The organism is Luteibacter yeojuensis (genome assembly GCF_000964085.1).
GTDB lineage: Bacteria > Pseudomonadota > Gammaproteobacteria > Xanthomonadales > Rhodanobacteraceae > Luteibacter > Luteibacter yeojuensis_A.
Genome location: NZ_JZRB01000095.1, coordinates 1 through 3138, shown reverse-complemented (window position 1 = coordinate 3138; position 3138 = coordinate 1). Strand labels below are relative to the sequence as shown.

General features: G+C 67.5%; 2 protein-coding genes. Both read right to left on the bottom strand.

Annotated elements, in window-relative coordinates; all coding sequences use genetic code 11:
* A partial coding sequence (locus VI08_RS20280; protein ID WP_045831458.1) for a biotin/lipoyl-containing protein occupies nucleotides 1-483 on the bottom strand: 483 nt, incomplete at its 3' end.
* A gap of 7 nt (nucleotides 484-490) precedes the next feature.
* The coding region (locus VI08_RS20275) for a 2-oxoglutarate dehydrogenase E1 component (protein ID WP_045831457.1) at nucleotides 491-3138 on the bottom strand (2648 nt) is incomplete at its 5' end.

Here is a 3138-nt window from a genome sequence, read left to right as displayed (position 1 = left end):
GGCCGGCGCGGCGGCCGGGGCGCTGCCACCCTTGCCGGCGTTGACCAGGTCTTCCTTGGTGACGCGGCCATCACGGCCCGTGCCGGCGACCTTGCTCGGGTCGATGTTGTCTTCGACGGCGACGCGGCGGCCGGCGGGGGAGAGCTCGTCAACGCCCTTCGGCGCTTCCTTGGCCTCGGCCTTCTCGGCCTTCGGGGCTTCGGCGGCGGCCGGCGCGGCGGCCGGGGCAGGCGCGGCAGCGGCGGCGCCTTCCTCGATCACGGCGATGACCTGGTTCGAGGTGACCGTGGAGCCTTCTTCGAACTTGATTTCCTTCAGCACGCCGTCGACCGGGGCCGGGACTTCGAGGACGACCTTGTCGGTTTCGAGGTCGAGCAGGTTCTCGTCGCGCTTGACGGCTTCACCCGCCTTCTTGTGCCAGGTGGCGATGAGCGCGTCGGAGACCGACTCGGGCAGGACCGGGACTTTGACTTCGATGGACATGCTTGTCTTACTCCGCTGCGTGATCGGTGCCGACCGGCGCGACGAGCGCCTGTTCGACGAGTGCTGCCTGTTCGGCGACATGGGTGTTCAGGTGGCCCGCGGCGGGCGCCGGGGAACGGTTGCGGCCGGCGTACGAGAGGCTCTGCTTCGCGTTGACGCAGGCCTGCAGGTGGTGGCGGATCTGGAACCAGGCGCCCTGGTTCATCGGCTCTTCCTGGCACCACACCACTTCCTTGGCGGAGGGGTACTTTTCCAGTTCGGCCGTGACTTCGGGGCGCGGGAACGGGTAGAGCTGCTCGACGCGCGCAATGGCGACATCGGTGAGGCCCTTCTTCTCGGCTTCCTCGAGCAGGTCGTAGTAGACCTTGCCCGAGCAGAACACGACGCGCTTGACCTTCTTGGCCTGCAGCTCGCGGTGCTCGCCGATGACGAGCTGGAACTTGCCGTTGGCAAGCTCGTCGAGCGAGGACACGGCCAGCTTGTGGCGCAGCAGCGACTTCGGCGTCATGACGATGAGCGGCTTGCGCACCGGGCGCGCCTGCTGGCGGCGGATCATGTGGAACGCCTGCGCCGGCGTGGTGGGCACGCACACCTGCATGTTGTCGAGCGCGCACAGCTGCAGGAAGCGCTCGAGGCGCGCGGAGGAGTGCTCCGGGCCCTGGCCTTCGTAGCCGTGCGGCAGGAACAGCGCGAGGCCGCAGAGGCGATCCCACTTGGCCTCGCCCGAGCTGATGAACTGGTCGATGACCACCTGGGCGCCGTTGGCGAAGTCGCCGAACTGGCCTTCCCAGATCGTGAGCTGGTCGGGCGATGTGGTGGCTTCGCCGTACTCGAAGGCCATGACGGCTTCTTCGGAGAGCAGCGAATCGATGACCTCGACGCGGGCGCCGTCACGGACGTGCTTCAGCGGCATGTAGGTCTTGCCGGTGGCCTGGTCGTGCAGCACCGCGTGGCGGTGGAAGAACGTGCCGCGGCCGGCGTCCTGGCCCACGACGCGCAGGTCGTTGCCTTCGGCGATAAGCGTGCCGTAGGCGAGGTTCTCGGCGAAGCCCCAGTCGCCGGGGAGCTCACCGGCGGCCATCTTACGGCGGTCGTCATAGATCTTGGCCACGCGCGGGTGCAGCGTGACATCGGCCGGCACGGTGAGGATTTCGTCCAGCACCTTGGCGAGCGTCTCGCGCGGCACGCCGGTGTCGAAGTCCATCGACAGCGAGTTGCCGAGGAAGCGGGACCAGTCGACCGGGATATCGCGCTGCGGGTTCGGCTCGATGGCGATGAGCGACGCGCCCTTCTCGAGGCGGCTGCGGTAATCGTCGAGCATCTTCTGGCCGTCGTCGGCACCGATGGTCGATGCCTTGACCAGCGCCTGCGCGTAGAGATCGCGCGTGGTGGGGCGCTTGCGGATCACCTGGTACATCATCGGCTGCGTGGCCGACGGCTCGTCGGCCTCGTTGTGGCCGTGGCGGCGGTAGCAGACGAGGTCGATGACCACGTCTTTCTTGAACTGCTTGCGGAACTCGTACGCCAGGCGCGTGACCTGGATGACGGCCTCCGGGTCGTCACCGTTCACGTGGAACACCGGGGCATTGACCATCTTGGCCAGGTCGGTGCAGTACAGCGTGGAACGGGCGTCTTCGCGCTTGGACGTGGTGAAACCGACCTGGTTGTTGACCACCAGGTGCAGCGTGCCGCCGATGGCGAAGCCACGGGCCTGCGACATCTGCATCAGTTCCATGTTGACGCCCTGGCCCGCGAAGGCGGCATCACCGTGGACGAGGACGGCCAGCGACTTCTCGCGGGCGGTGTCGTTGCGGCGCGCCATGCGGGCGTGCACCGAACCGGCCACCACCGGGTTCACGATTTCAAGATGCGACGGGTTGAACGCCAGCGCGACGTGCACGCCACCGTTCGGGGTTTTGACATCGGCCGAGAAGCCCATGTGGTACTTCACGTCGCCCGTGTGCATGGGGCTGTCGTCGTGCTCGAACTTGCCTTCGAACTCATTGAAGAGCTGCGAGGGAGCCTTGCCGAGGATGTTGACGAGGACGTTGAGGCGGCCGCGGTGGGCCATGCCAATGACGATTTCCTTGATGCCGTTATCGCCCGCGGCGCGGACGACGTCATCCACCATGGGGATGAGGCTGTCGCCGCCCTCGAGCGAGAAGCGCTTCTGGCCCACGTACTTGGTATGCAGGTAACGCTCGAGGCCCTCGGCCGCGGTGAGCGCCTCGAGCACGCGGACCTTCTCGGCCTTGTCGAGGCCGGGGTTGCCAGCGGCCTTTTCCAGGCGCGAGTAGACCCACGAGCGCTGGTCGTAGTCGGCCATGTACATGAACTCGGCGCCGACGCTGCCGGTGTAGATGGCCTTCAGCTTCGACCAGAGGTTGCGCAGGGCCATTTTCTGGCCGCCGCCGGCGAACGTGCCGCAATCGAATTCGGTGTTGAGGTCGGCGTCGCTGAGGCCGTGGAAGGCCAGGCCGAGATCGGGTGCGTCAACATCGGGGGCGGTGAGGCCGAGGGGGTCGAGCTTGGCGGCCAGGTGGCCGCGCGACCGGTAGGCGGTGAGCAGGCGGAGCACGCCGGCCTGCTTCTGCGCATAGGCGTTATCGGCCGGGGCGGCGACGGTGGCGCCAGCGCCGCGGCGCTGCTTCTGCG